Genomic DNA, 252 nt, shown 5'->3' on the forward strand with positions numbered 1-252 from the left:
GTAGTTTTCTCTTTTTTATTATTTTCTATTTTATTTTTAGAAAATAAAGCACTGGTTACATACACTCCACTACCTAAGAAAAACCAATATAAAAAATTAAGGTTATCTTGGCATATATTCGAAATTCCATTTGTCAGCACTATTGAAATAATAATATTTTGTACTAAACTTTCTTTATTATGACGTTTCATATAACCTTTAACTATATATATATAAATTGAAATATGCGCAACTAGTCCTAGTATTCCACCT

The 252-nt window shown here is 25.0% G+C and carries 1 pseudogene; it reads right to left on the minus strand.

Going from position 1 to position 252, the window contains the following annotated elements:
• A pseudogene (locus tag ACS2QP_RS28235) lies at positions 1 to 191 on the minus strand (O-antigen ligase family protein); the annotation flags it as partial.
• Positions 192 to 252 lie beyond the last annotated feature (61 nt).

This window comes from Bacillus cereus group sp. Bce019 (assembly GCF_051781745.1).
GTDB lineage: Bacteria > Bacillota > Bacilli > Bacillales > Bacillaceae_G > Bacillus_A > Bacillus_A cereus.